This window comes from Nitrobacter sp. CN101 (assembly GCF_055390255.1).
In genome coordinates this window covers 2,477,080-2,498,578 of record NZ_AP038833.1, presented here as the reverse complement: position 1 = coordinate 2,498,578, position 21,499 = coordinate 2,477,080, and the positions used below count along the sequence as shown (strand labels likewise).

At 58.9% G+C, this 21,499-nt stretch carries 30 protein-coding genes; 7 read left to right on the top strand and 23 right to left on the bottom strand.

Annotation, left to right across the window (positions count from 1 at the left end):
* Positions 1-1,002: 1,002 nt before the first annotated feature.
* From ACZ5IL_RS12580 to ACZ5IL_RS12540, 9 genes are all read right to left on the bottom strand, one after another.
* Positions 1,003-1,665, bottom strand: coding sequence for a hypothetical protein (locus ACZ5IL_RS12580; RefSeq protein ID WP_464591886.1), 663 nt, complete (start codon positions 1,663-1,665; stop codon positions 1,003-1,005).
* Between the two features lie 189 nt (positions 1,666-1,854).
* The gene (locus ACZ5IL_RS12575; RefSeq protein ID WP_464591884.1) at positions 1,855-3,393 is read right to left on the bottom strand and encodes a hypothetical protein; all 1,539 of its coding nucleotides are present in this window, start codon (positions 3,391-3,393) and stop codon (positions 1,855-1,857) included.
* Positions 3,369-3,857, bottom strand: coding sequence for a hypothetical protein (locus ACZ5IL_RS12570; protein ID WP_464591758.1), 489 nt, complete (start codon positions 3,855-3,857; stop codon positions 3,369-3,371). The genes ACZ5IL_RS12575 and ACZ5IL_RS12570 overlap by 25 nt, the downstream gene beginning before the upstream one ends.
* Positions 3,854-4,210, bottom strand: coding sequence for a hypothetical protein (locus ACZ5IL_RS12565; RefSeq protein ID WP_464591756.1), 357 nt, complete (start codon positions 4,208-4,210; stop codon positions 3,854-3,856). The genes ACZ5IL_RS12570 and ACZ5IL_RS12565 overlap by 4 nt, the downstream gene beginning before the upstream one ends.
* A complete protein-coding gene (locus tag ACZ5IL_RS12560; RefSeq protein ID WP_464591754.1) occupies positions 4,207-4,989 on the bottom strand; it encodes an HK97 family phage prohead protease in 783 nt (260 codons plus the stop codon). The genes ACZ5IL_RS12565 and ACZ5IL_RS12560 overlap by 4 nt, the downstream gene beginning before the upstream one ends.
* A gap of 18 nt (positions 4,990-5,007) precedes the next feature.
* Entirely contained in the window at positions 5,008-5,718 is a 711-nt protein-coding gene (locus ACZ5IL_RS12555) for a hypothetical protein (protein WP_464591753.1), read from the bottom strand.
* A 15-nt stretch (positions 5,719-5,733) separates the two neighbouring features.
* Positions 5,734-6,048, bottom strand: a complete 315-nt coding sequence (locus tag ACZ5IL_RS12550; protein WP_464591751.1) for a hypothetical protein — start codon at positions 6,046-6,048, stop codon at positions 5,734-5,736.
* A 13-nt stretch (positions 6,049-6,061) separates the two neighbouring features.
* The gene (locus tag ACZ5IL_RS12545) at positions 6,062-7,735 is read right to left on the bottom strand and encodes a hypothetical protein (RefSeq protein WP_464591882.1); all 1,674 of its coding nucleotides are present in this window, start codon (positions 7,733-7,735) and stop codon (positions 6,062-6,064) included.
* Positions 7,732-8,112 (bottom strand): hypothetical protein, encoded by a 381-nt coding sequence (locus ACZ5IL_RS12540; protein ID WP_464591880.1) that lies wholly within the window; start codon positions 8,110-8,112, stop codon positions 7,732-7,734. The genes ACZ5IL_RS12545 and ACZ5IL_RS12540 overlap by 4 nt, the downstream gene beginning before the upstream one ends.
* Before the next feature lie 152 nt (positions 8,113-8,264).
* Between ACZ5IL_RS12540 and ACZ5IL_RS12535 the strand changes: the two genes are divergently transcribed.
* A complete protein-coding gene (locus ACZ5IL_RS12535) occupies positions 8,265-8,573 on the top strand; it encodes a hypothetical protein (protein ID WP_464591878.1) in 309 nt (102 codons plus the stop codon).
* A 193-nt stretch (positions 8,574-8,766) separates the two neighbouring features.
* On the opposite strand, the gene ACZ5IL_RS12530 is transcribed toward ACZ5IL_RS12535, so the two are convergent.
* The 9 genes from ACZ5IL_RS12530 to ACZ5IL_RS12490 all read right to left on the bottom strand — a co-directional run bounded on the left by ACZ5IL_RS12530 (position 8,767) and on the right by ACZ5IL_RS12490 (position 15,572).
* Positions 8,767-9,309 carry a recombinase family protein gene (locus ACZ5IL_RS12530; RefSeq protein ID WP_464591876.1) on the bottom strand — a complete coding sequence of 181 codons (543 nt, stop codon included), beginning with the start codon at positions 9,307-9,309 and terminating at the stop codon, positions 8,767-8,769.
* Positions 9,310-9,565: 256 nt separating this feature from the next.
* Entirely contained in the window at positions 9,566-9,868 is a 303-nt protein-coding gene (locus ACZ5IL_RS12525) for a hypothetical protein (RefSeq protein WP_464591874.1), read from the bottom strand.
* A gap of 504 nt (positions 9,869-10,372) precedes the next feature.
* Complete coding sequence (locus ACZ5IL_RS12520) at positions 10,373-10,579, bottom strand: cold-shock protein (RefSeq protein ID WP_464591872.1); 207 nt, start codon at positions 10,577-10,579, stop codon at positions 10,373-10,375.
* A 17-nt stretch (positions 10,580-10,596) separates the two neighbouring features.
* Positions 10,597-10,803 carry a helix-turn-helix transcriptional regulator gene (locus ACZ5IL_RS12515; RefSeq protein ID WP_464591870.1) on the bottom strand — a complete coding sequence of 69 codons (207 nt, stop codon included), beginning with the start codon at positions 10,801-10,803 and terminating at the stop codon, positions 10,597-10,599.
* A gap of 308 nt (positions 10,804-11,111) precedes the next feature.
* Positions 11,112-12,434: a tyrosine-type recombinase/integrase gene (locus tag ACZ5IL_RS12510; protein WP_464591868.1), complete on the bottom strand. Its 1,323-nt coding sequence runs from the start codon at positions 12,432-12,434 to the stop codon at positions 11,112-11,114.
* A gap of 328 nt (positions 12,435-12,762) precedes the next feature.
* Positions 12,763-12,897 (bottom strand): hypothetical protein, encoded by a 135-nt coding sequence (locus tag ACZ5IL_RS12505; protein WP_464591866.1) that lies wholly within the window; start codon positions 12,895-12,897, stop codon positions 12,763-12,765.
* Between the two features lie 1,189 nt (positions 12,898-14,086).
* Complete coding sequence (locus ACZ5IL_RS12500; protein ID WP_464591864.1) at positions 14,087-14,260, bottom strand: hypothetical protein; 174 nt, start codon at positions 14,258-14,260, stop codon at positions 14,087-14,089.
* Between the two features lie 737 nt (positions 14,261-14,997).
* Positions 14,998-15,504: a hypothetical protein gene (locus ACZ5IL_RS12495; RefSeq protein ID WP_309775845.1), complete on the bottom strand. Its 507-nt coding sequence runs from the start codon at positions 15,502-15,504 to the stop codon at positions 14,998-15,000.
* A complete protein-coding gene (locus tag ACZ5IL_RS12490; RefSeq protein ID WP_464591861.1) occupies positions 15,447-15,572 on the bottom strand; it encodes a hypothetical protein in 126 nt (41 codons plus the stop codon). The genes ACZ5IL_RS12495 and ACZ5IL_RS12490 overlap by 58 nt, the downstream gene beginning before the upstream one ends.
* Before the next feature lie 309 nt (positions 15,573-15,881).
* Between ACZ5IL_RS12490 and ACZ5IL_RS12485 the strand changes: the two genes are divergently transcribed.
* The 3 genes from ACZ5IL_RS12485 to ACZ5IL_RS12475 all read left to right on the top strand — a co-directional run bounded on the left by ACZ5IL_RS12485 (position 15,882) and on the right by ACZ5IL_RS12475 (position 16,853).
* A complete protein-coding gene (locus ACZ5IL_RS12485) occupies positions 15,882-16,124 on the top strand; it encodes a hypothetical protein (protein WP_425904612.1) in 243 nt (80 codons plus the stop codon).
* Positions 16,125-16,374: 250 nt separating this feature from the next.
* Positions 16,375-16,545: a hypothetical protein gene (locus ACZ5IL_RS12480; protein ID WP_464591859.1), complete on the top strand. Its 171-nt coding sequence runs from the start codon at positions 16,375-16,377 to the stop codon at positions 16,543-16,545.
* 44 nt (positions 16,546-16,589) lie between these two features.
* The gene (locus ACZ5IL_RS12475) at positions 16,590-16,853 is read left to right on the top strand and encodes a hypothetical protein (protein WP_464591857.1); all 264 of its coding nucleotides are present in this window, start codon (positions 16,590-16,592) and stop codon (positions 16,851-16,853) included.
* A 73-nt stretch (positions 16,854-16,926) separates the two neighbouring features.
* On the opposite strand, the gene ACZ5IL_RS12470 is transcribed toward ACZ5IL_RS12475, so the two are convergent.
* Positions 16,927-17,103 carry a hypothetical protein gene (locus ACZ5IL_RS12470; protein WP_464591855.1) on the bottom strand — a complete coding sequence of 59 codons (177 nt, stop codon included), beginning with the start codon at positions 17,101-17,103 and terminating at the stop codon, positions 16,927-16,929.
* 316 nt (positions 17,104-17,419) lie between these two features.
* On the opposite strand from ACZ5IL_RS12470, the gene ACZ5IL_RS12465 reads away from it, so the two are divergent.
* Complete coding sequence (locus ACZ5IL_RS12465; RefSeq protein WP_464591853.1) at positions 17,420-17,650, top strand: hypothetical protein; 231 nt, start codon at positions 17,420-17,422, stop codon at positions 17,648-17,650.
* Between the two features lie 40 nt (positions 17,651-17,690).
* On the opposite strand, the gene glmU is transcribed toward ACZ5IL_RS12465, so the two are convergent.
* From glmU to ACZ5IL_RS12445, 4 genes are read right to left on the bottom strand one after another with little or no spacing between them, the layout of a single operon-like run.
* Entirely contained in the window at positions 17,691-19,049 is a 1,359-nt protein-coding gene (gene glmU / locus ACZ5IL_RS12460; protein WP_464591851.1) for a bifunctional UDP-N-acetylglucosamine diphosphorylase/glucosamine-1-phosphate N-acetyltransferase GlmU, read from the bottom strand.
* A 24-nt stretch (positions 19,050-19,073) separates the two neighbouring features.
* Positions 19,074-20,174, bottom strand: coding sequence for a tyrosine-type recombinase/integrase (locus ACZ5IL_RS12455; protein WP_464591849.1), 1,101 nt, complete (start codon positions 20,172-20,174; stop codon positions 19,074-19,076).
* Complete coding sequence (locus ACZ5IL_RS12450; RefSeq protein ID WP_464591847.1) at positions 20,171-20,350, bottom strand: hypothetical protein; 180 nt, start codon at positions 20,348-20,350, stop codon at positions 20,171-20,173. The genes ACZ5IL_RS12455 and ACZ5IL_RS12450 overlap by 4 nt, the downstream gene beginning before the upstream one ends.
* Positions 20,350-20,514, bottom strand: coding sequence for an Arc family DNA-binding protein (locus tag ACZ5IL_RS12445; protein WP_464591845.1), 165 nt, complete (start codon positions 20,512-20,514; stop codon positions 20,350-20,352). Before ACZ5IL_RS12445 ends, ACZ5IL_RS12450 begins: the two co-directional genes overlap by 1 nt.
* Before the next feature lie 85 nt (positions 20,515-20,599).
* On the opposite strand from ACZ5IL_RS12445, the gene ACZ5IL_RS12440 reads away from it, so the two are divergent.
* Positions 20,600-20,998, top strand: a complete 399-nt coding sequence (locus ACZ5IL_RS12440) for an Arc family DNA-binding protein (RefSeq protein ID WP_464591843.1) — start codon at positions 20,600-20,602, stop codon at positions 20,996-20,998.
* A 182-nt stretch (positions 20,999-21,180) separates the two neighbouring features.
* Positions 21,181-21,474 (top strand): hypothetical protein, encoded by a 294-nt coding sequence (locus ACZ5IL_RS12435; RefSeq protein WP_464591841.1) that lies wholly within the window; start codon positions 21,181-21,183, stop codon positions 21,472-21,474.
* Positions 21,475-21,499: the final 25 nt, after the last annotated feature.

Here is a 21,499-nt window from a genome sequence, read left to right as displayed (position 1 = left end):
GTCGTTTGCCAGATCATAAATAGAAAGCCGCCGTAGCTGCTGCCCGGACAGCAAGGTCACTGAGGAACCACTATGACTATTAGGGCCGCTTTGGTGTTTGCCACTCTTTTTGCTTGCCAAGCGGCTCACGCGGACTGTTCATGCGAGTGTATAAATGGCCGCATGCAGCCACACTGCCCTAATCTCGATGTTGCGCCTGTTTGCCCGGAGACTTTTTGCCCGCTCGGGCCACCGTCCATTGCACCATTCGCAACGCCCAGGATCCCGCCTTTTGGTTCAAGCTTGTGCCGGCAAGCCAGGGTGTGCGACGCAAGCGGAGACTGCAAATTGCAGACGGTGTGTAATTAACCTCGGCGACACAGGGGATTTGACCCTCAGTCCATCAGAGCCGATCGAGGCCATTTTCATATAGACCCGGAGCGCTTCCGGGCCCCTTGACATCTGCTCAGCCCGTTTTCGCTCGGCGCGGGCTTTTCTATGAAGGAACAACTTTCGATTGAGAGAGTTAAGCCGCTCGAACGGGGACATCCCGCTCCCCTTGGTGATCTCTCGGCGGGCTCACCCAGCCCGGCTGCTAGAACGGCGTCCAATCGAGTCACACTAAACTGCCGCAAGGAATTTTGCCGGCTTCAACTAAACCCTAGAAATAGGATGATCATCATGAATGAAGATGGCCCAATGCCTCAGGAACAGAGCGACAACTTATTGTTTTTCTTAGGTAGTTTCGGGTTTTTAGCATTACTCGTCGGGTCCGGATTTATTGTGGCGGCGGCTTCTCTCTAGTCCACTGTTGGCTTCCTCGCGCCAAGAACCTAACTCACCCAAGGCATTGCCTGTACGAATGGTCCCGCCATCCGCGGCGCCCGCTGATTAGGTGATGTGGCCTGCCGGCCTTGAGCGCCCCGCGGGCTGCCCGGATCTCGGGCGCCGTAATGCGCTCGCCGGCGAGGATGCGGCGCTCCAGCGTCTTCACGAGCAGTTGCTTCCATGGTTTTGGCGGAGCTACGCGGCCATCCGCTGCGCGCGGATTTTCTCTCGGCGCCGCCGATCGGCCTTTTTCATTTCCATAACCTCGTCCCACGTGGCCTGTGACACTGTCGGCGGCTTCACCATCTTGGGCGCGCGTTTTTTCAGTTTGACCGGTTGTGGGGCAAACGGCGATCCGAGGATTTGGGTTAGCCTCCACCGGAGCGCGTCTTCGAGATGATCCTGCAGGCCAAGATCGTTCAGCGTCCGCAAGATTTCCAAGAGCGGCACGCGATCCAACGCCTCGAGCCAGGCCAAGCCGCGATTGGTCCATCCATCATGAAGGCAAAATGAGACCGCCCTCATGATCGGCAGCGTCAACGCTTCCGGACCGTTCGTCGTCTCGGCGATCGAGCGCAAGAGCAGTATGACTCGATCCACGCCGCGGATGGAAAAGCGCCCCGGATCAAAGCTGCAAAGCAGGTCCGCGCGCCAAAGTATGCGCTGAAGGTATATGCGCTCGTCTCGGCCGAGATCGGGAATCTCCAGAGCGTCCAGAATAGATTGTAACCGCGTCACAAATTCTTTGCGCTGATGGGGCTCCGGCTTCGGCGGACCGAACTCCTCCGGGGCGCGCGGACGGCCGCGCGGGACAGCCCTGTCATCGTCGTCATCGTCGACGATTTTCCTTTTGCCCATCACGATCCCCAAAGTCGGTCGCGAGCCCGGCGGGTACCTCCGCCGCTCGGGCCCGCGACATCGGCCCCCGTTAAAACTTTGTCAGCGGCAGGGAAAAGCTCGCTTCTTTATCTCCGCCGCCCATCATGTCGCCGGGCGTCGAGAAATCATCGAAGGTGATGCCACCCAGCGTCAGAACGTCGGCCATGCTTACTTGTCCGTGGTGTTGTGATCGCCTGAGAAGAATCTCGTCGACCCATCGGCGGCCGGCGCCTGCGTCGGGAAGGAATACCAGGAATTACTCATCGCCTGGGCCAGCGTACGGCCGTCGAGATTGATCGTCAGCGCGAGCGGTGCCAGCTTGGCTTGCGGAGCTTCGTTGGCGGCGTGCTTGCCGACCCGCCGCTCATAGCGTTCGCCAAACGTCTCGTGCTTTTCGCCGACCTGGCTTTTAAGCAACTGCAGCGCCGCAGTCCAGACCTGGTTTGTGGTCTGGGCGTATTGCGCGAGCAAAGCGACGCTGCCCATCAAGCCCGTTGCGAGCGGCCCGTTCGCGGGTTTCTTGTGGCTGTCGATGTATTGCTCGGCAACGCCGTACGCGCCTCCGAGCACGCCGCCGGCAACCGCGCCGCTGAGTGCCCCGGCCGGCCCGCCGAATTTCCCGATGGTGAACCCAGTACCCGCACCTGCCACCGCACCTAGAATCGCGGAGCCGCCGACCTTGCCGTCATTTTTGACCCCGGGCAAAACGTCGCGGATGCCATCCATGACACGCTTGAAACCGTGGAGCGCAACATTCACGGATGGCAACGTATCCTTGCCCAGCTCCATCGCGGTGATGTTGAAGTCGGCCATTGCGGTCCGCGCCTGCTGCACGGTCGAGCCGGCCTTATAATTCTCGGCGAACCCGGCGTAGCGATTCTTGAACTCTGGCGAGTTCATTTCCTTCATCAGCGTCTGCACCTGCTCTCGCACCGCCGGATCGGCCAACAGCGCGAACCCGCCGCCGCCTTGCGCACCGAACAATTGCCGCTCATAGGCGGCGCGCTTCTCAACCGGAATCTCTTTCGCGCGACCGCCAGCAATCTCCAGCATCTTGAAGATGTCAGGCTTGCCGTCTGTGAACCAGGTCGGCTGGTGATTTTTGTCGACCAGGCCGAACGCCGCCAAAGCCTCTTCGTGCTTTTTGAAGGCCATCTTCGACATCATCGACGTGCCCGGCATCGCCCGCAGCGCCATCTCGCGCAGCCAGGTGCCGGACTTTGTCGACGTGGCACCGGCGCGCGTCAGTGCGGTGCCAAGCAGCAAGGACTGCATCGGGTCGATCTCGAGGCCAGCCCGCAGCAGCGGCACCGCATAGCCGGCGGCGCGCTCAATCGAGGACAGCGAGCCAGGATTGGCGGTCGACAGGAACGCGAACGCTGGCGCCAGTTTCTTGATGTCGGACGGACCGTACTTTGGCAGCATATGTGCCAAGCCGATCAGCGCCTTCATCGAGCTTTCGGGGCTTTCGCCCTTCAAGCGGGCTTCGATCGTCGCCGCGCGCAGCATCTCCGGCAGGACATCAATGCCCCCGCCTTGGGTGCCTTGGAACATCCGGATTTCTTGCTTGGCCGACTCCGAAATATCGTGCAGCGAATAGCCGCTCTCCGACATCGAGTCCTGCAAGATCTTGCGAAACTTGGAGCGGTTGGCGTCGTTGGACGCCACGCCGGAGTGGTAGATCAACTGGAGGACCGCGTCTTCCATCTCCGCCGCCTGATAGGCGCCATATCCGAGCAGGCCGGCACCTGCATCGCCGCCCCGCCGAAGCGAACATGGCTGCCGCCAGGGATGGACATGCCAGGGCCAGAAATGTGGGCGCCGCCGCCACCACGCAACCATCCCGGCTGACCTCGTCCGCCACGACCGCCACCGCCCGGGAAGCCGGCGGGCAGAGCTAACGCCGCCCTGGCATTCGCGGCCGATGCGTTACGGATTGCGGTCCGAGCCGCGGTTGCGTTTGCCGCAACGTCACCCCAGGCACCGGCCAGGCGGTTGGTCTCGCCGATCGCTGCTCCCATGCCGATGGGCCTCGTGATTAGGGCGAGGTTCTTGCGCGCCTTGTCGACCGCGAGGTTGAGCTCGCGGATCTGCCGAAGGATCTGGGCGAGCGCCGGCGAGGCCTGGTTGACGATTTTGAAAACCGCGCCGACTTCGAATGACGTGATCATTGAATCGTCCCCGAGTTTGCGACAGTGGCCTTTTCAATTTCGTTTTTGCACCGGGCGACGGTCGCGACGAACGACTCCGCGACAAACGCGGCGACCTCGACACCGAGCGAGCCCGCGAGTCGCATCTTCATTCGTTCGCGAACGGTGACGAGGTGCTGCAGCATTTGGTCGTGAGACGCACCGACGAAAATCAGAGCTAAGTCGGCGGCCAAGGCGACGCTCCGATCGATGAACTCAGGATCCAAGCAATAGCCGTCGTCGGGCATCGTGTTTTCGTCCCAGTACGATCCAGTAACGGCAAGCGCGGTTTCGATCCGATCGATGGCGTGCTCTATGCGAGCGATCGGCGTCATTCTGCGGGTCTCGACATGGTCACCGGCCGCGGCAGGGCCTGTGCGGCCTTGATCAGCAGCAATGCGCGGTCTTCGTTTGGCATTTCGGACAGCGCCTTGGTGATGTCGTCCTGCGTCGGCCCCTTCTTTTCGAGCGTCCCGCTGACGTCGGCTTCCTTGGACACCGCAACAAAGCCAAAGGCACCAGCAGTCTTCGGCGGCATGGGCTCGGCGAGCAGCTCGACAATCCGTTTTTCTAACTGCTCTATTCTGTTGTCTCTCTCCTGAAGAGCTTTCGCGATGATGTCGGCGCCTTTCGGCTGAAGGACTCGATCAAGGGATCGATCAATGTTGTCAAGCGCAGCGTTTGCTTTGGCTATGGCGGCTTTGTAAACGTCAAATCTCGCCTCCGGATTTGACGGCCTGTCGACCAGACTGATCTCGGTCAACAGAATTTTCGTTATGATTTTCTTGTTGTCGGGGTCGCGGGCCAGCGTCTTGCCGCCGATCGAGAACCCCTTGTAGACGCCGCTGGTCACCTTCTCCCAGGCGACGTCGTCGACGATCTTCGCGCCGATGTAGAGGCCCTTGTCGTCAACGCTGGCCTCTTCGGTGGTGCCGACAGCAGAGAGCTGGTGCATTTCCCGAATATTGGCGAACTCGAGATAATCATTGAGCGCGGCTTCGACCGCGGCCTTGGTCACGGTCTCGCCGTGCGCGTCGGTGGCTTCCGTGGAGGCATAGCCCCAGACCATGCGCTGCTCGGTGTCGACCTTTTGGATTGAGCCATAAAAATGCACGGCGAGATTCCTTCTATGTTAGCCGGCCGATATCGTGAGCGTTGCGTTAGGATTGTTTGGCAGGTCCGCGGCCAGTTTGAGCCAGGCGGAACGATGCGGAGTATGGTCGGGTGCCGGCGGAGCGGCTGCAAGTTGCAGGGCCTCGGAAAACGGTTGCAGCTTAGCAAATACCGGCTTCATCGCCTCGGCATCGCCGCTATGGGCGATCGTCACCAGGGCGTCAAAGCACGCCTTCACCCGAGTTTGTTTTTCGACCGCGAAGATGACCGCCCGTCGAAGTTCGTCGAGAGCGGGTCCCGTGGCTTCCTCAATCAGGATGTCGGCGACGGCGTGCTGCTCCGGGATCTTCAAGGCCTCAATCGCCAAGCTCTCGGCGTGCATGGCCTGCTCGAACTGCTTTCTGGCCGCGAGTGCCGCGTCCGCATTCTCTTGCGCAATAGTATGATCAGTGAGAAGCTTTTGGCGGGCGTTGGAATCTACGCTCGGCATTTCCCCTCTCAGAGGTGACCGGGCCCACGCCGCGGTATCTTCCGCTGATCTGTCATCAAATTCCGTCAGGGCCGTGCGGGTTTCGACTGCGATCTCAATAACGCTCGTGAGTCGATCATAGGCAGCCTTCGCTTCCTGGATCTTTCGTTGGTGCTGAGCGCGTTGATCGAGAATGTCTTGCAGGCGCTGGCGCGCCGGAGACGCGGCAGCTTTCGTTTCGAGTTTGTGGACTGTTGCCATTTGGGTTTCCTCTGGTTAGACCGCCGCGCCCGTGACCGGATCGCGCCAGGTGGCGCCATCAAAAACGACGATCTTGCCGAGGCTCGTGTCGTAAAATTGCAAGCCCGGAGCTGCGAAGTAGAGGCTCCCGGTGGCTTGGCTGGTCAACGGCCGTGCGCTGGTCGGGCCCGACAGTGCGACCTTAACCCATCCGTTTGCGCTCAACATCACGGCGTCGGCATCGAGAATGTCCATCACCGCGCCGGGCGCACCGGAATAGCTGCGGCCATTGACGACTATCGTCTGACTAATCACCGCCGGCGGGGGCAACATGCGGATATTCAGAGCCATTTTGTGCGTCCTTTCACCCGATCATCCCCATCGACCGGAATTTTTCGTTCATTTCGTCGTCGAAAGATGCTGTCCGACCTATGTGGTGCGCGGGGATTTGCTTCTGCTCTGGAGGCCCTTGCTTGCCCTCTTGCTGAAGTTGCCACTCGACGGATCCTCGAGCCCATTCGCGTTCAATAGGCATCGGCTTGTCGTTGTCGGGGGGCAGCGGCCACGTTCCATTGGCTTTCATCGCAGCCGTCTCCTGGCGGGCGATCTCGAGCATGGCTCGGCCGCCAGACCAGTCATGCAGGATCAATCCCGTCACCGCGCCACTTACGGCGTTGGCGATATCTTCATGACCAAGGGCATCGATCGAATCCTTACCGCTGCGCGCGGTGCGACGCTCAAGGCTGCAGATCTGAGAGATCAGCTTAGGATGATCCAGGAGATCGACGCGAACACCGTTGATCAGCGGGAGCATCTCGCAATAGAGGTCGGATTTCGGCTTTGCGCTGGGCTCGTAGGTGATGCCGTGAATTTCAAAGCGCTCCCGCGGCCAGAGCCCGGCATATTTGTCGCCTTGAACCTTTTTGATGCCGTAGGTCTTAAGCAGCTTCGCAAACTCGGACGTGACCTGTTCGGGTGAAAATGGTGGCTTAGCTTCGCGGACAGCGTCCAGAACGGCGCGGTCACCTTCGCGGTGCGCGATCGCCAGGGTCATGGAATCGGCACTGCCGCCGCTCGGGTCGACGAAGGCGACGTAGCTTTGCTCCTTTGTCGGGGGTAGCTCGTAGCGGTGCTTGATGACGCAGGCCTCGACGGCTTCGCGCGAAACAAACGCCTCGATGTCCGATCTGAATTCCGCGCCAAATTCCGCCGCGGCATTCGCCGGGTCGCGGTCATAGGCATCGCTGATGACCGACGCCGGCACACTAGGGTTCATCGTCGTGGTGCTGGCGCGCCAGACCAGCACCGGCACATCATTCTGACCGAAGTATTTCCGGAATGCGTCATACAGCGCGCCGCGCTTGGCGTAAGGGCTGCTCGCGCACAACAACATGGCATCCGGCAACATAGTTGTCATGCTGGGCCGGAGGGCGGCAAGGATCTCCACATCAGGGCTGGCACTGTCATCGCCCTGCCAGAACGCAATCTCGTCACAGAGGGCCGCGACCAACGTGTAACCGCGGACGCTGCGGAAATTCGCGGTGCTGATCTCGATCGAGATGCCGTTGCAGAGATCAATTCGATCTTGCGTGATCTCGCCGACGACCATGGCGGCGATCATCGGCGTCTCGGTGATCAACGCGGTGATGTAGCGGAAGATGACGCGAGCCTGCCGACGATCGGCGGCGATGACGAGCACGGTGCCACGTTCACCGGGAACCAAGCGGTCCGACCATACCTTGAACACGGCGAGATAAACCGCGATCAACGCGAGAATGAGAGACTTGCCACCGCGGCGCCCGACGATCAGCCAGGCCTCGATGTAGCCCGAGGCTAACGGCGCGGTGCGGCCGGTGCACGTCTTGAATATCTCCAGCTGAGCGGGGTCAAGGGGAAGGCCGAACAGCGCCGACAAGAGAACGCACCAACAGGCGAAGCTAACAGGATCCCTGAACCAGCGGGCAAACAGGTCATGATGGCGCATCGCGTCCAGGATGGTCACGATGGGCTGGGCTGAATGGCCGGCTGCGGTGCTCATTCAGCAGCCTCTGCGGGCCGCGGAGCCTGCGAAGCGAGCCATTCTGTAATAGACGGAACCGCCGGCTTGTTCTTCGTGGCTTTCGCCTTCAATCGAAGGAGAATGCGCCTGGACTCGCTGGTCAGTCTGATTGCTTCGTCGGCATCGACGGGTCCGCCGGCCACGATGGCCTCGCGAATTTGTTCGCTGCGAAGCGCCAGGGCGGCAGCTTGCGCCACTAACTCCTTGTCGATCGCCGAAAGAGGTCCGCCGACTTCCGCCGCCAGCTCCTCGAGCAGCGCGCGGTATCGCCGGGACGAGCGCGTACGCGCATCAAATCGCGGCAGGCTGATTCCGGAAGCGGTCTTGCGGGTTGATCGTCGGGCAGCGGTAGGCATCTTCGTCCTGAAAATGGACTGGAGCCTGGCACTGCCTCCCCCGAGCGGCGCGTGTCGGGGACGGGGTGCGCACTACATCGGGCGCACATCTGGTGAGAATCAGTACATGCAACGGGCTAACATTTCAATAATCAGTCGTGCATGGGGACGGCTTGAGATCGAAGCCGGCGTTGAACCCGAAATTTCAGAGGATCAACGGGCAGGATCAGAAGGCCTACATTCTCTCGGTCAACGTCAATCGCCGCCACATGACCGCCGCGCAGCGGGCAATGGCAACCGCGATGATTTATCCGCAAGCTGAAAAAGCGCACCGTGGCAAGAAGTCGGATCAGGCAAAGGTTTTAGAAACTAAAAGCTTTTCGTCGGCGCGCCTATCACAAGCCCGCGCCGTTCTCGCGCATTCACCGCCAACCGCTCAAGCCGTCCTCGCCGGAAGCAAGACCAGACGCCTTCGGGGCTAGCGGCGAGGAAGAAACCACGATGCAAGGCGCTATTTGATTCGCCTTAGGTAGTGCCGCAACCAAAACATCTGGCATTCCGAGCACAGCACAAACTCGGTGCCTAGTGGAGCGTCTGGGTGCTTCCAATCCTTCCCGCAAAACGGGCAACGGACCTTAGTGCTCATAAACCTGCGTCCTGCCGACCGAAGCTACCCTATAGACGGCTGATGGTGCTGTGGCTGACGTTGTAACTGCGGCCGATGTCGACCAGGGATTCGCCTGCCTCCCGTCGCGCAATGGCTTCCTGGCGCTGGTGGTGCGTCAGTTTCGGCTTGCGCCCCATCACTACCCCTTTGGCAACGGCACGCTCACGGCCCTCGCTGGTGCGACTGCGGATCAGCTCTTTCTCGAATTCGGCGAGCCCGCCCAGGACCGTCAGCATCAACCTGCCATGCGGCGTGGTGGTATCGGCCCAGGTATCCCGCAGTGATTTGAACCCGGCGCCCTTGTCGGCAACGGCGCCCAGCAGATTGAGAAGATCCCTGGTCGATCGCGCGAGTCGATCTAGGCGAGTGACGACCAGGACATCGCCCTTGCCGAGCCGGCCGAGCAAGCGCGCCAGTTGCTTTCGGTCCGCCCTCGCGCCGCTGATCTTCTCCTGGAAAATCTCGTTGCAGCCGGCGGCCTTGAGTTCAGCAACTTGCGCCGTCAGGGACTGGCCGTCAGACGATACTCTTCCGTAGCCAAGAAGCGCCATTGCGTGCCTCCACTTTCGCACCTGATTTCTGCACAGAATAACCCCAGCAAATTCAATATCAATGATTTTGTGCACAATTCTTGATTTATGCACGCTGCGGTAGGACAGAGAGTGCCTTGTCACGCCACAGGGCTACCGCAGATGCGGGTCGCGCTGGCGGGTGGCAGGCGCTTAGGGAGCCTTCGTGGGGGAAATGGCGGGCGCGGTCCGTCGGCGGGCTCAGCTGCTCGGATTTTTATTCGGGGAGGCGTCTGCGTTAGGCCCCCGCTTTCCACGCCGCTCGTTTCCGTTCGATGCGATTTGCAAGTCGTCTCAGCTCATCATCATCTGCCAGTTTGGTATAGGTGGCCAGCTGGTCGCGTTCAGGCCATGTGCTGATCTCCCCTTCAAAGGACAGTGCGTCTCCAAGAGCTATTACGGCTTTGGCATACCGTTCGGGGGTGAATTGTCTGGCGCAGGTTCGAAGGACTGCTCTGGCCTTAATGTAAGTTTGTGGCAGCCGCGCTTGTGCGATTTCGCGACCGGTCGGGAGTTGATTGGCAACATCGATCAGGCTCATTGTGAACTCGCTCTCTGTTTGGTTGTCTGCGTCGACTTGATCAGCCCCGCTCCGAATTCTTGGCCGGCCTCATCTCTTCTTTACCTCTCTTCAGTCCTTGCCTGTTGGTGATGTCGTTGTGACGGGCATAGGACGACCACCCCGGCATATAGCCAGGATGGTCCCTATGCCCGTCGCGATCTTGCCTGCCGGAGCCTGCCGCCGCTTAGGGCAGTGACCTCGCGATGCTGCTGATCACCTTGGTGCCAACTTCTCGAAGCTCTGCATCGCTCCGGCGATCGCCCTCGCACCTTTCGGACCGGGCTATTGTCTGTGATCGCACCCCGCAGTAGACTGTCCACTTCATTGCTCAAGTGGGGCGCCGCTGCCGTCGTAACCGTTCAGCGCCGTTTCAAATCACGGGCCTGACCCTTCCGAGGTCGGGCCCGTTCTCATTTCGGTGGGTGGGCTCCTTCGATTATCGCTGACATAGGTGCAGCCTCGCGGTTGAGCGCGCGCCGGCAGTTATGCGTGTTCAATGTCGACGCTGATGGCCTTCAGGCCCTTCTCACTTTCGACCACGTCGAACGAGACGCGCTGGCCTTCGACAAGCGTCGGGGCCTCATTATCCGCACAGCGGGACGCCAAGGCGGTGCGATGGACGAAAACATCCTCGCTGCCGTCATCCGGGGCGATGAAGCCGTAGCCAGACTTTTCTTTGAAAAATTTCACCCTGCCAACGGAGCGCGTCACGCGGCAACACCCCGCGCGTCGCGTTCGGCAATTTTTTCCGCAATGTAAGCGTCTATTTCGTCCTCGACGTAGCCGTAGCGGCCAGCGCCGATCGAAACTCGCTTTGGAAATTTATTCGCCTTTTCTAGACGCCAAAGATGGGGCTTCGAATAGCTGATGCACTTGGCTTTTAGGGCTTCGTAGGGGATGAGGCGCTGGACCATCGGCAGAACTCCAATTTTGGGTTCACCGTGGCTGGTATCGAATAGCCAGGCGAATCCATGTTTCCACATGAAATCTGCCCGGCCTCAACAAGTGAGACGGTTCGCTCCCCACAATCGGACGGTGTGCGCTTACCCCGAAGGGCTAAAGAGTTGGTGTACCCAAGCCTACGCGCCTGGCGTAGAAGTCTCACCGCATTCAGCCGCACGGGACTTACAATCGGGTGAGTGCTGCACTTCACGTTCTAACCGAACGTGCCGAAAACAAGGTCGCTACAGTGCGCAAAGGATGATGGTTGGAGCCTGCTTCGTCAAGCCACTGCAACGAATTTTATTACATTGTCTGGTGGCGGCACCACGATCTCACGAAGGCGTGCCGCCCACATCTCAAGCGCCTCCCGCTTTTCATCGACATAGTCGTGCTGGTCGTAGACTTTCTTAATGCCCGGCCTCGCGTGAGCAAGGACGGCCTCGGCTACCTCTTGAGCGACTCGCAGGCGCGATAGTTGGCTTCGGACTGTCCTCCTAACATCGTGATTCACGAAGTGCGGCAACTCGACGGAGCGATAGTCTTCACCCCGAACCCTCGCCAGTGCGCGTAACGTGCGCAGCATACGGCGCTCAAGCCGCTCTTTTGGCTTAGTGCCCATCCAGACTGCGGTGGCCCCATGGGTTGTCGAGAAGACGTAGGCACCGCCCCTGAATCGCGGAAGACCCTCCAAGATCGAGAGCGCCCCGTCCGTCAACGGCACGGCGTGCGGCCGCGCCTGCTTCTTACCGGCATTCTTGCCTTTCATCCGCGCGGCCGGCACCACCCACAGCCTGTTGCGGATATCGAACTCCGACCATGAGGCCTCGGCGACTTCGTTCAGGCGAAGCGCAGTCAGCATCAGCATCTGGTAGACCGCCTGATACGGGTTCGGCATATGGGTGGTGGCACGCCAGTAAGCAAATATCTCGTCATCGGTCAGAATCCGGTCCCGCGGTCCCGGCAGGTCGTCGCCGAAGATGGCCGAAGTCCGCAGCATCACGCATGGCGATATAGCCACGCCGTATTCGCGTTGAGCGACCACCCACAAAAAGAATCGCTTCACCAGCGCAAGCAGGTTGCGCGCCCCGACTTTGCCGTCCGGTATCTTGGCCTTTATTACCGCGAGGACGTCGAGATCGGTGATCGATGAAATCGGCCGGTTTTCCCATCGGGGCAGCAGATCGCGCTTAATCTCGCGCTCTACATCTTTGCCCTTGCGCTCGCCGGGAAGTTTCTGGGTGATAAAATCCTTGGCGACGGCACCAAACGTGATGGCTCTCTGCCTGGTGGCCTCCTGTCGCGCCCTCTCCTCCTCGACGGCGGGATCGAGGCCTTGGTCGATCAGCTCGCGCCACTTGCGAGCCTTCTGCCGGGCGTCGGCGAGCGTCATGGTGGAGCAACTGCCGATCTCACGCCGGGCCGGGTTGGCATAGCCTGGGAATCTCGTTTTCATGATGAAGGTCTTGGTGCCACGATCGGTCACACGCACGCCAAAGCTGGGCACAACAGCGTCCATGACCTGGTACCGATCGCCCTCGGATGCCGGCTTCAAACCCTTAATGAGCGTCGGGGTGAGGTTCTTCCGATGGTCGGTCTTTGGCATGTCGGGGCCCCTTGGGGGCCCCATGAATTTGAAATGCTTTGATGGCCCACTGAAATGCGACGCTAGAAGCGAGCGTCGAAAAGTCAATGAAGTAAGGTGCTTATCGGCATCCATGAAACGGAATGCAAAGCGGCGAAATGGAATATGTAGTGACTGTTAATCGAATGGTCGCTGGTTCGAATCCAGCCCGGGGAGCCATTATTTCAGCGAAAAGTGGCTGATTTTGTTGTTCTTTTCATAAGATCAAAACAGCCTTCCGCGCCATCTCTCCCCACTTTTGGAAGCAGCCCGCCACGTTTCCGCAGCGAGCCTTCGCGCGTGACTCGTACTACGCCAGCACCTCGCACCAGCGCAGTACCTTCCCACCCGTCAGCGACGCAGCCCGCCTCTTTCGGACAGCGCCGATGCCTTCCTCAAGGTCGGTGACGACGCTCCAACTACCGCCCTCTTGGACGTTACCCATGCGCCAGCCGAGACTGTGTTCATCGTCGACGTCAGGTTCGGCGTCGGGTTCGCGGCCACAGTGCTCGTCTTCTAGCCGATTGTTACCGAAGCAAGAGCGGCATCAGCCTGACCGTGAAGGGAGCCGGCTATGATACACTTAAACGGCTCTTAGCCAGAGGCTACGTGGTCAGTGTGGATCAGTATCCAAGGCCCCAATGCCTGTCTGTAAAATCGCCCTGAAGGCAAAACGGCATGGCTTGCAGTTGCCGACCGCGAAGGAATTGATTTCTAGTTGTGGCTCGACTCTTTGTTCTCGGATGTAAAAATGCAAAGCGACACCGACACAATCAAATGTCCCGAATGCGGCATCGAAGCCCACGTTGAGGGCAGCGGATCGGAAAAATCCTTCTCGTTTTCACAAGAGGAGATGGCGCTAAAATGCAAACACAGCAGCGGCGCTATCTGCCCTAACATTCGGCAAATGCTGGATCGGCTTAGATTCGATGTTGCGCTAGATACTAGACCTTCTCGTCCTTAGATGGCGCAGGCGCCTCGAAGCATGATCAACGAAGATCGCGAGATTGAGAATCGTCACTCTGGCGAGAAGCCGCCGCCGATCTGTAAACCCGGAAGGTAAGAAGGGGCGCAATTGGGAAAGCGGAAACTGGCGAGGGATCGGTAAAAGCAAAAAGACCCGGCCGCTGGTTAAGGCAGCCGGGTCAGTCCAGAGGAGAAACAGGGCCCAGGCGGGCCCGTAGCGTAAGCATTATTCAATCATCACTTTCAGGCGCATTATTTGATCCAGCGCAATGCGGCAGTCACATCGTCGTCAACCCCACATCCAGGATCAAACCCGGGGAACAACTTTCCTTCGGCTGTATTAAATCACTGGAACGGGTTGACCCACAGCTTCATGATCCCCGAACCCGAATTGGCCCGCTGTCACCCTACAACTCCGGCGGGCCTTTTCGCGGGCCCATCTCAGTCTCAGCGTTCCCGCTTAGATCCTCAGCGCCGCATGAGCTGCACCGGCCAGCGCGTGGCTGTCGTCGTCTGACGGGGTTTTGTATTGGCTGCCCTTAGCCAGCCGCATAGACAGGCGAGGCTCGTGCGTGCAAAAACGAGCGGCGTGGATGACCGCGGCAACGCACAAATAAGCAACCGGAAAACCATATCGCCCGGTCGATCCATTAGCTGGCCAAACAGATTCAGCTTGTTCCGGTCGCCGGAGATCCCGCATCACCGGGACGAAGTTTTGCCGCCGCCTTAAGAGCCTCGATCCGCGCCGGACCGCTAGGCAGTTTGTGGGCTGCATCAATGGCCTGGATAGCTCGCGTTTCGCGCTCCAACACGTCGTCCGGAAATGGTTCCCGCTTTTTCATGATACCATTCCTCGAATTGCATCGGCTGGATAAACCACGCGGCCCAGAAACGTTCCGCCAGCCACGCCGGCGCCGATATGGCCCGTGCCCTAAATGGAAGGACGTCGGACAGCGATTGTTAGATGACGGCCGTCAGCAGCGGACGGATCCGTCGCTCGACGATGCTTTTAGATCAATAGCCGCGGGGCTTTCATCGGTAAGCCATACTTAGGGTGAAAACCAGAAAGACCGCGACTAGACCTCCAGCAACGAGAACCCGATTAAGTAACATGACTTTGGGCCTCCTAAGATTAGGATCGCACCCTTTAGATACATACTTGAACGCCATTCACGACTTCGAGGGACTGATTATTTGCCTGTTGGTCGCCGTCCAAATTGATTCATATCAACCGATCCGCCATTCGCAATGCGCCGGGCTTCATCCGAGGTCAGGTGATTATGGGCGAAACAAACGCCTTGAAGATCGTCTCGGCAAGGCACGGAAGCGACCGGCGCACCTTTCGCATCACTGACGACGAAAGGCCCTGCGCCCTTCCTGTGTACGAGCCGAAGCTGCTCAGTAACGTTCCTCGACATCCATTCTTGTCGATAGCGTCCGTCGCCTGAACCAAGTTCGGCGTGGCGTTGCCGAGATGGACAAGGAATAAAATCCAGCCCAGGAGCCATTTTTCAGACCGGCACGTTCCATTCGAACCAGCCGGTATAAAGCCGGTTGCGCAGAACCGTGTGGATGCCTTCTAGATTTTCCGGCTGTCATAGGCCCAATGCAAGAGCGCCTGCCGTTGGCGCGGCCGGCACATGGGATCGCCCGGCTCGCAATGCTTCCTGACTTGAGAGACATGCCGCCGCATCGCCTTCCAGCGGCCGATCTGGCGCGCGTCCTCGTCCGGCATGCGCCGTCCGATGTAATAGCGGCAATACCACTGGAACCAACCACGCGGGTCGTCGGGATGAATCCAGCCTTTCCTTCGCCAGACCGAAAGCGGCTGACTGGCATCGACGCCGAAATAATTGAGCGAACAATCGCGGCCCGAGGGTGAAAGCTTGGCCCGCGCGAACCAGTTCGCGGGAAACTCGTCCCGGCAATCGGTCAGATATTTGCCGCAAAACACGCCGAGTTCGAGCATCTGCTTCGGCGTGAGTTCGGGCCGGAAGGCAGGATCGAAATTACGGCCGGATGGTGCCATCAACCGATAGCGATAGCCGCTCTGCATCCGATCGTTGACGGTGATGACTCGGCCCATTCGGTCAGTTCAGCGCAAGAAGAAGCGTTGAGGAACGAGGCGAAGGCGACCCATGCGGCACTGGGCACGAACAGCCATGCCGCAACCCGATCCAGCCGCCATGCCGTGTTTCACTGGTGAGTGGTTTCGTGAGCCCACTTATCATCGGCTTTGGCGTTCCGGCACCGAACACCAACACTGCCATGAAACTCTGCCAGTACACGAGACCTCGGGAAAGTTATGATGTGCTGTTCGATAGGCGTGACCCGTCGGAGCTTTCGTCGCATAACTCACGTCTTACAACGCCGTCGTCTCATGCACGAAAAACTTCAGTCCGCTTCCGTTGGTGGGCATGAGATTTCAACCTTCGTCTTCAGCGCATAGCATAGGAGATTTAAATGGCAGAAGAAAACCTTGAGATCGAAGCTGAAAGTTCCGCAATCGCAGCATTCACGCTGGCTCAGTTCGCGTTCTGGGGTCTTATCGAGAGCGGAATTATCTCAACTGAGAAGGCGTCGGATATGCTGGAACAAGGAATAGCAGCGCATTCCAAGGGAGATTTGACCAACCGGAAGGCGGCGCAAATGCTGCAAACCATCCTCGACATGGTGCAGCGAGATAAAAGGTCACCGGTAAACTAGGTCACCCCCGCGTCAAGCGGATGCGCACATTCTTCGCAATGGGTCGAAACTCTGGTTCCGACTACATTGAGTGAGCGTCTCTTTGATCGAACATGATCCTGCCCAAAAAAGCCGGTTTCCATTGGGATCAGGATCTAGATAGAGCACCGTTTGTCGCGCAGCACCTAACAACATTTATCAAGATGTCATGTCATCAAACATCGAACCGCTTGCCCGAGCGATGGCAGAACGAATCTGCCGGTCTCATCAGATGAATGAATCGGAAATTCAGGGGTGGGTGGACCGCCACTGGGAGATCGCAGCCGCAATGCTGGAGTCCGGCGCCATGGACGAAAGGGGCGAATGGCAACCCGGGCAGGATTGGCGACGCGGACTGGAAGCATACCGCGAGCGACTGGCTGCGAAGCATGAGATCCGATAAAATCTCGCTTCCACCCCTCTCGACTTCTCACGCAAGAAAAGGGCATGATCGAGATCTGGGCGCCTTTTCCCTTCGTCCTATCCGAGGGTCTCCCGATGGACGTATTGAATTACCCCGAACAACTGAGCATCGTGACGGTAAAGGCTTCACGCCCTTTGATCCGGCCTGACGGTCGCTACGCGATAGAGCTGGCGACGACCGAACTTGGCTCCATCGCGTTCGAGGTAGATGAACAAGCACTTTTCGCCTTGCGTCAGGCTATAGGTGAAATCGAGACGGAAATGAAACGGAGGCCCGGAAGGGCCTGATTCAACCACCCGAGGCTGTTACCCCTCGCGGAGCATACGGTTCATCAATTCCCGGATCCTCACCTAACAAATATCAGGCCTTCCGGATCCTTTTGGCTTGCAGCGGCAGTTCCTGCTGCCAGACACTGCTTGTATGGGTCGCCCCATGATCGTTTTTCTGAACAGCCGCGATCAGCGCGTTGAGGCCCAGCAATGTCGCGACGATGAGAATGACTGCCAAGACAATTTTAATCTTCATTTCGCTGTTCATGTCGTCTTTTCCTCTCTAACAACCGGAAACCGTGCGCCAAATGGAAACGAGCGCACATGCGTTGAATGTGCGGTGAGGTAGGCTGATTTTGGGATCGCTGTCGATAAGCGGGGCACCGGAGCAGGCATTCCAGACACTATGCTGTTTTCCGACACTTCGCGACGGATTTTATCGCCTCACGCCAATCGTCCAGGCTTTGAGCATTCCGCCCTGCTCCCCTCCCATCGCGAGTCGGCCACCATTCGACTTTGCGGCCTTCTTTAACGAACGCGCAACGTTTATGCAGAAAGATTCCATGATAGGGGAGCCATGGAACGTGAGCGATACACGCGATTTCAAGAGCACCGGACTGCATCGCTTTTCCCGAGCATCCACCCGCTCGCTTGCGCAAACGTCATCCCGCCTTGCCCATTGGCCGCCGCCTTTCCGCAGCACGGCCGCAAAGCCGAAGATCGTCAGGCATACCCCGGATGAGAAGCCGCAGCGGGCGAAGCCGCGCGGCTGGCGCCTCACGCGGGCTATATTCTCCGAATTCGAAGAAGAGTGAGTCTTCGGTTCTCCGGGGCCTGCTCGCCGTGGCTCCTTCTTCAACCGCTCTTCGGCTTTTTGGCGAGCAGCTTCATCTCGCGAAATCTCTTTGCCCAGCCCTCGCGCAGACTTTGCTGGCCGCGGCCGACCGCAAGCGCGTTGTCAGGCACGTTTTTGGTGATGACCGAACCCGATCCCACATAAGCTCCGGCGCCGATCTTAAGCGGCGCGACCAGGGACGAATTGGAGCCGACGAAGGCGCCCTCGCCGATCTCGGTGCGATGCTTGTTAAAGCCGTCATAGTTGCAGGTAATGGTTCCCGCACCGATGTTCGCGTTGGCCCCGACACAGGCATCGCCGATATAAGTCAGGTGATTGACCTTGGCTCCGGCTTCGAGAACGGCGGCCTTGGTCTCGACGAAATTCCCGATCCGCGCGCCCTCGCCCAGCGACGTTCCCGGCCGCAGCCGGGCGTAGGGACCGACAGAAGCGTTCCTGCCGATTGACGCCTGCACCAAGTGAGAGAATGCGTGAATAGCCGCGCCGTCGGCGATAGTCACGCCTTGCCCGATGACTACGTAAGGTTCGATGGTCACATCCTTGCCGAATGTGGTGTCAGCGGAAAGAAAGACCGTCTCGGGAGCCACCATCGTCACTCCGGCTTCGAGCGCCGCCGCGCGCAATCGTGTCTGCATGACCTGTTCGGCCTCGGCCAATTGAGCCTTGGTATTGATGCCGCGCACTTCGTTCTCGCTGGTTTCGATCACCGCCGCCGTCAGACCGAGCTCGCCGACGATGCCGACGGCGTCGGTGAGATAGTATTCGCCCTTGCTGTTGGTGTTGCCGATCTTTTCAATGATTTGCAGCGCTGTCTTGCCGTCGAACGCCATGACACCAGCGTTGCAAAGCGTAACCCGGCGTTCGTCATCGCTGGCATCCGCTTCCTCGCGGATCGCCGTAAGCCGGCCATCGGTCACGATCAGCCGACCGTACCCCGCAGGATTGCGGGCATGAAAGCCAAGCACGGCCAGAGATGCACCGGCCTGCAATGGCGCTCGCATGCGCGTGAACGTATCGGCCGAGATCAGTGGCGTGTCGCCGAACGCGATCAGCAGATCGTCGGCGCCGCGGATGATAGCCTCCTTCGCCGCAAGGACAGCGTGTGCTGTTCCCAGGCGCTGGTCCTGGACGAACGCCATGACATCGGGCCGCACCCGCCTCGCTTCATCGGCTACAGCCTCATGGCCAGGACCAACGACAACCGCCAGCAACGTTTCCGGTCCGCTTGGCGCGGCCGCCAACACATGCGACAATAGCGTCTGCCCCCCGACCGAATGCAGCACTTTAGGCAGCGAGGAGCGCATCCGTGTCCCCTCACCCGCTGCAAGCACGATGGTCAGACAACTCCGGCCGTTCATTCGAATCCTCGTGGGATTGGCACGTTAATTTCCGAGTCCTTTGTTTTCAACGACTTGCGGCTCAATTTGGCTCACCGGGTTAGCGGGTGAGCCAATGCCTGTTCCGGTAATGAGCCTCGCAGCAGCTTCCGCCATACGCTTCCGATTTGCCGCCTTGGTGTAAACCTGCGCCTGCGAGATTGTAGTCCACCCGAACCATGCCATAAGTTGATGGTCGGTCGCGCCCTGCTCTGCGAAGTATGTCGCTGCCGCCTTCCGCAGTCCATGCGACGTACACCGATTCGGCAGCTTGGCGTCATTGCAGGCTTTCCGAAACCAGTTTCCGAAACCGGCCGCTGTGAATGGTTTCCCGAAGGACGTGAGAAGGTAGGTCATGTGGGGGCCGGCGGGCATGGCATCGATGGCCTGACGCAGCGACGGCGTCACCTGCACGTTAAAGAGAACACCCGTCTTCTGGCGACCCATCGTCATCATGCCGTTGCGAACGTGCTGACGGCCCATGCGAACCACGTCGCAGCGGGACTGACTTGCTTGCAGCAATAATTCGTAGGCAAGGCGCTCGCGCGTCCCGATTTTATGGTGCGCCTCAAACTGCTGACATTCCTCGGCGGTCCATGTGTGATGACCGGCAGATTTTACCTCAACCAGTTTCACACTTGCTAGCGGGTCCGCCTTGATAAAATTGAGACTTAGGCAATGATCCAAAAATCCCCGCATGGCCTTCCGAAAATTCAAAGCCCCTGCCGGCGTCTTTTTGTTGATGATGTTCTGTAGGGCTGCCTGTGTCATCAGGGCCACGCGTTTGTCACCGTGAGCCTCGCGGAATCTTTCTAGGATGGCGCGGCGCATCTTCTGCGAACTTTCAGTAAGGCCATCTCTGAACGCGCTCGATTGATAGTAGCTCACAAGCGCAGCATTGACGGTGCCGGGCTTGGTTCTCCCCGACCCTAATTCAACCTTTGGCCGATCGCCGGCCCTGGCGAGGTCATAGGCGAGCATGAACTCATCGGAGCCAGGATGGCCTCTCAGCCGGACCTTCGGCGAACCCGGTACGCGATAGTAGAACACCGCCTTGCCGTGGCGGTTGATGTAGCCATGAACGTTCGGCGGGAGTTTCCACTTCACTGAACGGAATCCCATTCGTTATCGTTGGCCGCGTCTAGAACTGGTGTGCCGATCACCACAACGATCTTTCCGTCACGGTCGATTTCAACGCGCTGCACGGACAGCCCGGCGCTTACCGTGGCCTTGATGGCCTTGGCAACGTCCGCCTGGCGGAATGCCTGCACCCCGCGTGACATTAGCCCCTCGCCTTGCGGTTAGATGTCACACGGTCCATCCGCTCACGAACCGCGCGAACGATCTCACTATTCTGCGAACTGCCGTTCCTCTCGGATTCCGCCTTGATCCAGTCCTTGGCATCGCGCGGGAGACGAATCGGAATTTGGGGGTCGGTTCTGGCCATAGCTAGCACTCATGGATTCTTTAAGTCGGCTTGTGATATAGCACGGTCATACTATGTAGCCAAGAAAAAATCGCACGGTGCTATCATGGCAAAGAAAGCTATCAAAACCACAAAAGCCGGTCGCGGGTCGGATCAATTTGTCTTGCGCCTACCGCCCGGGATGCGGGCTGCGATCGCTCAGGAGGCTGCCCGATCGAATCGCTCCATGAATGCTGAGTTGATAGGCCGGCTGGATTTTTCCTTTGAGAACGCCTTAACCAACAAGGTGTTGCTCTCCGTCTCAAAAGACCTTGCGGATACCGCTGACTTGCTGCGATCTCTTCTCGCCTCTGACGAATTGGATTTGCACTCCTTCATCGCAGATCAGCGTGAGAAAGGCTTGAATCTCACACAATCAGAAGCAATTCGCCTGATAGTGCGTACCTATCTGGCAGAGCAAGGGTATCTGTTCAGCAATGTTCCGACTAAGCAAGACAAGGGCTAAAAACGACAGCGCCCTCGATCCCGCTCTCTTAACGGTCCGCGCGGCAAAACCCAGATCAATCTCATCAGCTATCCGGAACCGCCCCTCGACCCGGTTGAAGCGATGAATGCGGAACGGTCTTCCGCCACATGCGTTTTGCTGAGGTGTGTCAACGATGTCTGAACGCGCTTTGGAGAACGATCATGCGAAATAATCTGTTTCCCGCCGCAGCTTTGGCCATGATCGGATTCACTTTTCCCGCGTCGGCAGCCGACATTGGCTACGTTCAGGAACCGGTGACCGAGATCTACACCCAGGCTGGACCGCTGCCGCTTCAGGCGGCTGTCGATATCGCCAACGGTATCGGGCTGGTTTTCGTGTCAAACACGAACAAATGGGGCAACGAGTGGCAGGTCGAGGGCTATGACACTGCCGGAAGCTATATGGAAGTTGATGTGGATGCGCGCACCGGCGCGATCGTAAACGTCGATAGATGACGTCGGTCGCAGGTGCCCAAGTCAG

Bases quoted from the DNA above. Each gene is read 5' to 3' on its own strand.
- ACZ5IL_RS12505 (WP_464591866.1), bottom strand. From the start codon at position 12,897: ATGGGTAACGTCCAAGAGGGCGGTAGTTGGAGCGTCGTCACCGACCTT.
- ACZ5IL_RS12510 (WP_464591868.1), bottom strand. From the start codon at position 12,434: ATGCCAAAGACCGACCATCGGAAGAACCTCACCCCGACGCTCATTAAG.
- ACZ5IL_RS12550 (WP_464591751.1), bottom strand. From the start codon at position 6,048: ATGGCTCTGAATATCCGCATGTTGCCCCCGCCGGCGGTGATTAGTCAG.
- ACZ5IL_RS12580 (WP_464591886.1), bottom strand. From the start codon at position 1,665: ATGGGCAAAAGGAAAATCGTCGACGATGACGACGATGACAGGGCTGTC.
- ACZ5IL_RS12485 (WP_425904612.1), top strand. From the start codon at position 15,882: ATGGCAGAAGAAAACCTTGAGATCGAAGCTGAAAGTTCCGCAATCGCA.
- ACZ5IL_RS12450 (WP_464591847.1), bottom strand. From the start codon at position 20,350: ATGTCACGCGGGGTGCAGGCATTCCGCCAGGCGGACGTTGCCAAGGCC.
- ACZ5IL_RS12565 (WP_464591756.1), bottom strand. From the start codon at position 4,210: ATGACGCCGATCGCTCGCATAGAGCACGCCATCGATCGGATCGAAACC.
- glmU (WP_464591851.1), bottom strand. From the start codon at position 19,049: ATGAACGGCCGGAGTTGTCTGACCATCGTGCTTGCAGCGGGTGAGGGG.
- ACZ5IL_RS12525 (WP_464591874.1), bottom strand. From the start codon at position 9,868: ATGAGCCTGATCGATGTTGCCAATCAACTCCCGACCGGTCGCGAAATC.
- ACZ5IL_RS12515 (WP_464591870.1), bottom strand. From the start codon at position 10,803: ATGGTCCAGCGCCTCATCCCCTACGAAGCCCTAAAAGCCAAGTGCATC.
- ACZ5IL_RS12440 (WP_464591843.1), top strand. From the start codon at position 20,600: ATGGCAAAGAAAGCTATCAAAACCACAAAAGCCGGTCGCGGGTCGGAT.
- ACZ5IL_RS12545 (WP_464591882.1), bottom strand. From the start codon at position 7,735: ATGAGCACCGCAGCCGGCCATTCAGCCCAGCCCATCGTGACCATCCTG.
- ACZ5IL_RS12575 (WP_464591884.1), bottom strand. From the start codon at position 3,393: ATGGAAGACGCGGTCCTCCAGTTGATCTACCACTCCGGCGTGGCGTCC.
- ACZ5IL_RS12480 (WP_464591859.1), top strand. From the start codon at position 16,375: ATGAATGAATCGGAAATTCAGGGGTGGGTGGACCGCCACTGGGAGATC.
- ACZ5IL_RS12530 (WP_464591876.1), bottom strand. From the start codon at position 9,309: ATGGCGCTTCTTGGCTACGGAAGAGTATCGTCTGACGGCCAGTCCCTG.
- ACZ5IL_RS12500 (WP_464591864.1), bottom strand. From the start codon at position 14,260: ATGAAAAAGCGGGAACCATTTCCGGACGACGTGTTGGAGCGCGAAACG.
- ACZ5IL_RS12495 (WP_309775845.1), bottom strand. From the start codon at position 15,504: ATGGGCCGAGTCATCACCGTCAACGATCGGATGCAGAGCGGCTATCGC.
- ACZ5IL_RS12540 (WP_464591880.1), bottom strand. From the start codon at position 8,112: ATGCCTACCGCTGCCCGACGATCAACCCGCAAGACCGCTTCCGGAATC.
- ACZ5IL_RS12555 (WP_464591753.1), bottom strand. From the start codon at position 5,718: ATGGCAACAGTCCACAAACTCGAAACGAAAGCTGCCGCGTCTCCGGCG.
- ACZ5IL_RS12470 (WP_464591855.1), bottom strand. From the start codon at position 17,103: ATGAACAGCGAAATGAAGATTAAAATTGTCTTGGCAGTCATTCTCATC.
- ACZ5IL_RS12475 (WP_464591857.1), top strand. From the start codon at position 16,590: ATGATCGAGATCTGGGCGCCTTTTCCCTTCGTCCTATCCGAGGGTCTC.
- ACZ5IL_RS12445 (WP_464591845.1), bottom strand. From the start codon at position 20,514: ATGGCCAGAACCGACCCCCAAATTCCGATTCGTCTCCCGCGCGATGCC.
- ACZ5IL_RS12570 (WP_464591758.1), bottom strand. From the start codon at position 3,857: ATGATCACGTCATTCGAAGTCGGCGCGGTTTTCAAAATCGTCAACCAG.
- ACZ5IL_RS12435 (WP_464591841.1), top strand. From the start codon at position 21,181: ATGCGAAATAATCTGTTTCCCGCCGCAGCTTTGGCCATGATCGGATTC.